At 45.4% G+C, this 7,149-nt stretch carries 3 protein-coding genes and 2 pseudogenes; 1 reads left to right on the top strand and 4 read right to left on the bottom strand.

The window, feature by feature from the left end; all coding sequences use genetic code 11:
• Positions 1–220: 220 nt before the first annotated feature.
• Positions 221–1,333, top strand: a complete 1,113-nt coding sequence (gene cax / locus RLO19_RS01455) for a calcium/proton exchanger (protein ID WP_446353177.1) — start codon at positions 221–223, stop codon at positions 1,331–1,333.
• A gap of 58 nt (positions 1,334–1,391) precedes the next feature.
• On the opposite strand, the gene RLO19_RS01450 is transcribed toward cax, so the two are convergent.
• The 4 genes and pseudogenes from RLO19_RS01450 to RLO19_RS01435 form a co-directional block, all read right to left on the bottom strand.
• The gene (locus RLO19_RS01450) at positions 1,392–3,188 is read right to left on the bottom strand and encodes an alpha-glucosidase family protein (RefSeq protein WP_446353179.1); all 1,797 of its coding nucleotides are present in this window, start codon (positions 3,186–3,188) and stop codon (positions 1,392–1,394) included.
• 604 nt (positions 3,189–3,792) lie between these two features.
• Complete coding sequence (gene menA, locus RLO19_RS01445) at positions 3,793–4,704, bottom strand: 2-carboxy-1,4-naphthoquinone phytyltransferase (protein WP_446353175.1); 912 nt, start codon at positions 4,702–4,704, stop codon at positions 3,793–3,795.
• A 722-nt stretch (positions 4,705–5,426) separates the two neighbouring features.
• Positions 5,427–5,750: pseudogene (locus RLO19_RS01440) on the bottom strand (cytochrome P450); the annotation flags it as partial.
• Positions 5,751–5,784: 34 nt separating this feature from the next.
• Positions 5,785–7,084: pseudogene (locus RLO19_RS01435) on the bottom strand (RNA-guided endonuclease InsQ/TnpB family protein).
• Between the last annotated feature and the right edge of the window lie 65 nt (positions 7,085–7,149).

The raw sequence follows: 7,149 nt of genomic DNA, 5'->3' as shown, positions 1-7,149 counted from the left end.
GGAAGGCGGGTTGCTGCCTGGGTTCACTCTTTGAGGTGATGTAGAGACGTAGCATGCTACGTCTCTACAGGGCGAGAGATGCTGTGTAAGACCAATTTGTAGCAATACAAAAAGGCAACGGCAAGCGAGACAGGAAGCGATCATGGTTGTTTCAATGAAGCTCCGGCTTCAGCTGATCTTGCCGGATTACTTCACTCTGTGCCTATCTGCTTATTTTTAGATGCTCAACAAAAACACGATTCTGTCTCTGTTGTTAATTTTTGTCCCCATTTCCATTGCCGCGCATTTTCTGGAATGGGGATCAGCTATAGTTTTCATTACCTCCTGCCTGGCGATCATTCCCCTAGCGGCGTGGATGGGAAAGGCGACGGAAGAAATTGCGGTTGTGGCTGGACCTACCTTGGGTGGGTTGCTCAATGCCACGTTTGGCAATGCTACAGAACTGATTATTGCCCTGATTGCCCTAAATGCTGGTTTAGTCAATGTGGTCAAAGCCACGATTACGGGATCAATTATTGGCAACTTGCTGCTGGTCATGGGATTATCTATGCTGTTGGGCGGGTTGCGCTTCAAGGAACAGGACTTTCAACCGATTGTGGCGCGGGTGAATGCTTCCTCAATGAATTTGGCTGTCATTGCCATGCTACTACCGACGGCGATGGATGCCACGACGCCTGGAATTGATGAAGAAACGTTACAAGGATTATCGGTTGCCGTTGCTGTGGTGTTGATCGTAGTGTACGCCCTCACCTTACTGTTTTCCATGAAAACTCACAGCTATCTTTTTGATGTGGGTATGGTGGATATTGAGTCACAAGAGGGGGAAGCCGTTTCTAGTGAGGAACTGGAACATAAGGTGAATTTAAAGTTGTGGATTGGGGTGTTACTTGGGGTAACCCTACTGGTGGCGTTGGAGTCGGAACTATTGGTGGATACGTTGGAGGAAGCCACCTCCCAGTTAGGATTAACTGCCCTATTTACAGGCGTGATTCTATTACCCATTATTGGTAATGCCGCAGAACATGCCACGGCGGTGACAGTGGCGATGAAAAATAAGATGGATTTGTCGGTGTCGGTGGCGGTGGGATCAAGTTTACAAATTGCCCTATTTGTTGCCCCTGTCTTGGTGATTACAGGTTGGTTTTTGGATCAGCCAATGGATTTGGATTTTCACCCCTTTGAACTGGTGGCGGTAGCCGTCGCGGTGTTAATCGCCAATTCCATTAGTTCTGACGGTAAGTCAAACTGGTTGGAGGGGATTTTGCTGCTTGCGGCTTATGTGGTTTTGGGGTTAGCGTTTTACTTCCATCCGATTGTGGAAGGGTTGGCATAACCTTGTAGAGACGCGCCATGGCGCGTCTCTACACATGGCGCGTCTCTACAAGCTACCCTTAATTCGACTTGAGTTGATAATCACAGCTCAGGGGCATATTACAAAAGAAGACACTATAGCCAGGAATTTCGATCGTATTACCCTGGCGATTGGTGGTAAAGCCTAATCCTTTAGTTTCCTCACATCCTGGATATCCCGACAAGTCATAGCGGGCAGATTCGTTACTCAAATTGAAAATACAAAGGATTCGCTGTTCGGCATATTGCCGGATAAAGGCAAAAATCGGTTCCTCCGTATCCAGAAGTTCCAAGTTACCTGCTTCTAATGCTGGTTGTTTTTTGCGCCAGTGGAGTAAACGACGCCAGGTATTTAGGAGTGAATTAGGATCTTTATTTTGCAGATTCACCGCCCGTTGATAATGACTTTCGGGAACAGGTAGCCAGGGTTCTTCCGCCGTGGTAAATCCGGCATGGGGGGCATCCCCTTGCCATGGTATTGGTGTGCGCGAACCGTCTCGTCCTTTAATTGCCGGATAAAGGGCTTGACCAAAAGGATCTTTAATATCTTCTACAGGAATATCTTCAGGGATTCTTGCCTCGGTTAAACCCAATTCATCGCCTTGATAGAGACAAATGGCACCCGGTAAGGATAGAAGCAGTGTCGCAATCATGTGATAAAATTTTTCCGGATAAGGATTTCCCTGAGCATCCTTTCCAGTCCAGCGCGATCGCAGGCGACCATAATCATGATTGCCGACAATCCAACAATCACCACCTTGGGTAAAGTTACTTAACACTTTTTCCATCATCTGGCGCATCAGTTTAGCGCTGATGGGTTCATCGACGAGGAGTCCACTATGGTACGCCATGTGCAACCGTTCATCACCTGCAACAAATTCACTGGCAAGGGCAATGGAGTCTTCACAGAAGGTAACTTCGCCTAAACCAACCGTACCCGGATACTGATTCATTAACTCACGGATAGGTTTGAGGGCGTCTAAAGTTTCCCGACGGCAGAAGTTGTACTTAAACAGTTGCCGAACCACAGGATTATCGGGGGCGACGCCATCAGGTAAAGGCGCATCTTCCGGACGAACAGGGTTATCCCGCAATTGGGCGTCGTGCATGAAAAAGTTAGGCGCATCGATGCGGAAACCATCAATTCCTAACTCCAACCAGAATTTTGCCCGTTCCAAAATCGCGTCAACCACATCTGGATTGTGCCAGTTCAGGTCAGGTTGGCTTTCTAAGAAATTATACATATAAAATTGTTTACGTTCCGGTCCCCATTGCCAAGCACTGTGACCCATAAATGCTGATAGCCAGTTGTTGGGGGGCGAACCATCGGGCTTGGGGTCTGCCCAAATATACCAGTCTGCTTTAGGATTATTTTTATTTTGCCGACTTTCTAGAAACCAGGGATGCTTATCAGAGGTATGACTCCAAACTTGATCTAGCATCACTTTCAATCCCATGGAGTGAGCCACAGCCAAAAGTCGTTTAAAATCCTCTAGAGAGCCAAAAAGCGGGTCGATATCCCGCATATCGGTAATGTCATAGCCAAAATCTTCCATCGGGGATTCATAAATTGGACACAGCCAGATGGCATCGACACCTAAAGAGGCAATGTAATCGAGTTGTTCAATAATGCCATTCAAGTCACCTACACCATTGCCATCACTGTCTTTAAAACTCTGTGGGGAAATCTGATAAATAACCGCATTCTGCCACCACTCGCCTTGGTGTTTCACATTACGAGCATCTTCCCACGTCCATGCCCGACGATTGAGTACAGGAGTTTGCCACCAATATTCTATCTTTTTAGTGGTATTTTCGTGGGGTTTTGCCGTATCCATCAGTTGCATGGTTGAATCCTTTGTTAAAGATGAGTTTAGGAATAAGGACGAAGTAAATTGGCTGAAAATAATTGCATTCAACCTTAATCCTTGCCCTTATTTAAGTTGGGAATTGCAGGTTTGGTTCGGTTAAAGGGGATGAGCCTCAGCCGCCTGTCGTCTGGCACTCAAAGTCGGCGTCTGTTCGAGACTCTCTTGGTGACTATTGACAAACCATAATACTTGTGCATGAACTTCACTCAGCTTAGAGCGCTTCTGAATCTTAAGGTGAGTGAATCATGGACGACTAACTAAATTGTATGCTTCTGGAACTTAACATTACCTCCCTCCAAGGAGTTAACACTAACTCACCCAAATCTCGTTCAGGAGATGGAAATCTATCTCGGCAATTTTGTAAATAAATGTAAACAAAAAACGCCTAGCTTCAACGCTGGAGATGGCTCCAAACATTTAAATAGTTTAATTTGATTTTTTATACCTTATTTTAAAATGCAGCTTTCCTCTGTCCTAGTAGACAATTAAGAAATAATACTCACCTGTCAAAATTATTCCCTAGCCTCCCCTGCTTTCAGGTTAAGTTAACACCTAGGTGAGAGGGAAGGCATCAATACCATAGATTAGGCAGGACAAAGCCCCACCCCAAGAATAGTCCACTCCAAAAATGCAGCTTAACGGCGATAAATTTACAATTGCTGACTTTTTCCGGTTGATCGTGATAGCAGCCAACATACTGCACTAACTCAAGGGCAAAGGGTAAACTCACAAGGATCAATCCTGTCCAAATCGGAAACATCCCCAAAACAATAAACAAACCTGTCAGGGCAACAATGCTGCCACTTAACCAAGGGAGTAATTTAGCACCACGTTGAGTTCCCAAGACAACAATGGGCGATCGCTTCCCGGCGGCTATATCGTCCTCGACTTGGTGGAAATGGGAGCAAAATAAAATAATCGAGGTACTAATGCCAATAATCATTGAAGCAGCTAACCCCATTGACGAGAAGGTTTGGGCTTGAGAGTAGTAAGCAGCCGCCACCGCCATGGGACCGAAAGTAAAAAAGCAGATAATTTCGCCTAACCCTTGATAACCCAGTCGGAAGGGCGGACCTTGGTAACTATACCCCAAAGCGCAGCAAAGCAAGACGATACCAATCACCGTCGGGTCCTGTTGCCACCACGCGATCGCGATGATGCCCAGGATACCTGCAGCTAAAAATAGATTACTCAACCCAAAAATCAGAGATTTATTTCCGGTTAAATTCACCAGTGAATGGGGTTTATTGCGATCAATCCCTGTCTCGGCATCAAACACATCGTTGCTAAGGTTAAGCCAAGCAATAATTAAAATAGCTGACAGTAAAAATGTGCCAAATATGCCCAAGTGAATGACATGAGTTTCCCGGTATGCTACAGCCGTGCCGATCCAGATGGGAATGATAGCCACGCTATACATCGGTGGTTTAAGCGCCGCTAACCATAACTTATTTTGGGAATGAGCAATGAACTTTGTGGTCATGATAGCAAGTTAGATATCCAGTAGACTAGCGCTGATCCAATTAGCAATCAGATCCTGGCTTCCCCTTTTTGGGTCTATAAATCGGATCAAAAAGGTATTCTATTTTACAACGTATTACTGATAACTTATTACTTTTTCTTTAGATGAGTGAAGATGACGCTGGGTCTTCACGACCATGGGACAAGCATCAGAGGGAACAATGGTAATCCCTCGTCGCCACGGTCGTACAGAATAGTTGTCTTGACGCTCCTCGCCTTAAAAGTGCGAGGATTCTTGGTTCTTAGACACACCTTATAATTATCTATCCTTACGGCAAACCTTAAACCAAAAGCCCGTAGAAAACTACCAAGCATCGAGTTTAAGTTAGATAATCCCAGAGGGCTTGTCTCCCCAAGCGTAATGGTACTTTATGAAAGTGTCTGATTCATCCGTTCTCTTTCTTTCCCTACGTTCCTGTCCGCCCGACAGTACGCTTGCTTTTAGTCCATTAGTTGACTAATGTTTTTACTTTTCTGGTATCGGCACTCGTTTAAGTCCATGCGTTTTTTAAGAGGTTTCTCGCGCCTCATGTACTAGCGTCTACTTTACGTGATAAATATCGATTTTTCGATTGATGGTACTCACGAATCCCACCTTGCGCTAGGCTACTCTTACAGTGTACACCAATGAGGAAATTAAATATCCCCCTAGAAGAGGGAGGCTTGTGACCCAAATTTTCGGTCAATAGCTAACTGATAGCGGGATAGAACCGTTGCCAGAACCAATTTCATTTCAAATAGGGACAACGCCATGCCGATGCAGCTGCGACTACCGCCGCCGAAGGGGAAATACTCGTAGGGTGAAAACTGCCGATGCATAAAGCGTTCAGGTTTAAACTGGTCAGATTCGAGATAGACATCCTGGCGGCGGTGGGTTAAATAAATACAAGGCACCGCGATCGCTGTTGGCTCTAATTCATAACCTTGTATCTGCACGGATTCTTTCACCTGACGCGGCTGAGCAATTAAGGCAATGGGGTACAGTCGTAGCGATTCTTTACAGACAGCCTTGACTTCTCCCCCGGTTAAAACGCGGGGGATTCTAAGCAGATACTTTGGGACGAGCTGAAGCCGCGTCCCGTCGTTTTATCTTTTTAGAGTTCCAGAGGAAGACTCTGGATGGCGCAGTCAAAAACGCCCTACTGACGCAAGGCTCAATCAAGACCTAGCTGTATCTCTACTTTGCGGAGAATGTTAGCAGCACCATTAGCATCGGCGTTGACAAATTCTCCGTTTTTGGTGCGGTACATTCCCCGTTTTACTCGCTTTCCACTCGGCATCCACCCTTCCGGCTTGGAGCCGAATACAGGCAGAGGGTCATTGTCAACAAAACTCGCTTTAGAGGTATAGCTTTCTTCAGTTTCTACGAACTGAATCCCATACTGCTCACACAGTTGCTCAATCCTGTTTTTGAGACGAGCGGTAGGGATTTGAACAAATTCCTGGTTCGTCTTTTTCCCTAACTCAATTCCGTCTTTGCTGCGTCGATTCCAGCCGAAAACAACTGTTCCAATCCGATGTTGGAGGCAATAGTTGATAACAACACGAGCGGCTTTGTTAACCGCATCTCTTACTTGCCTATTACGCCTTTCTGTGAGAGAGGCTAATTCTTCATTCCAAAACCCTTGAGCTTTACCCAACTTAATGGTTGCAACCCGTTTGTTGTAGAGCTGGTTGAGACTCTTTAGTTTACGTCCATCAACAATAAAACTGGTTCCTACATTAGAAACGCAGGTCATCCAGTTGTTGAGTCCGGGGTCGATTCCTAGTACCCGTAAGGGGTCTACATCTGCTTTTATGGAAGGCAGGAGGTAGACGAACTCAGCGTAGAAGCAACCGTTGCGGGGGAGGACTCTCAGCTCCTTGATGTCTTTGAAGTTGAGATTAGATGGCTTATGGATAAACAAATCCGCTATCTTAAACCATGTTTTAACCAACTTTCCTAGCGGTATCCTGATTTGACCATCTTTAATCTTCAAAGCTTGCTTAGGATAGCTGACAACAGAAAGACCGCCTTTCTTTAAATACTTAGGCAGTCTAGGGTTATCTGCTATCTTTCCTTTTCTAAACGCCTTTATTAAACCATCCAAGGACTTAAAGGATTCGCTAACTGTTCTTAGCGCTTGTTGAGCCGCTTGAGAATAGAGGGCTTGGAAGTGCTTGTTGTTTTTGTACTCCTTTTCTAAGTCATATTTGCCGATAATTCGCCGACGCTTAAACCAGATTTGACGAGCATAATAGATGCCGCAGTTCATTAGGTTATTCGCTTCAGCGCAAATAAACTCTAGAACTGCGGCTAGCTCTTTATTTGGATCTAATAATACTTGTTGACAACCGTACAAGAATATCACCTCCCTGTTTATGGTTGTATTATATCACTTAAGAATGTTATTGCGGGATAAATCCC

This window comes from Coleofasciculus sp. G2-EDA-02 (assembly GCF_040226375.1).
In the GTDB taxonomy this organism is placed as follows: Bacteria; Cyanobacteriota; Cyanobacteriia; order Cyanobacteriales; family Coleofasciculaceae; genus Coleofasciculus.
The sequence above is the reverse complement of the archived record's forward strand: the minus strand, read 5'-3'. Positions and strand labels throughout refer to the sequence as shown.

What these genes read in the sequence shown, in the direction of transcription:
- cax (WP_446353177.1), top strand. Translation starts at nt 221, where the DNA reads ATGCTCAACAAAAACACGATTCTGTCTCTGTTGTTAATTTTTGTCCCC.
- RLO19_RS01450 (WP_446353179.1), bottom strand. Translation starts at nt 3,188, where the DNA reads ATGGATACGGCAAAACCCCACGAAAATACCACTAAAAAGATAGAATAT.
- menA (WP_446353175.1), bottom strand. Translation starts at nt 4,704, where the DNA reads ATGACCACAAAGTTCATTGCTCATTCCCAAAATAAGTTATGGTTAGCG.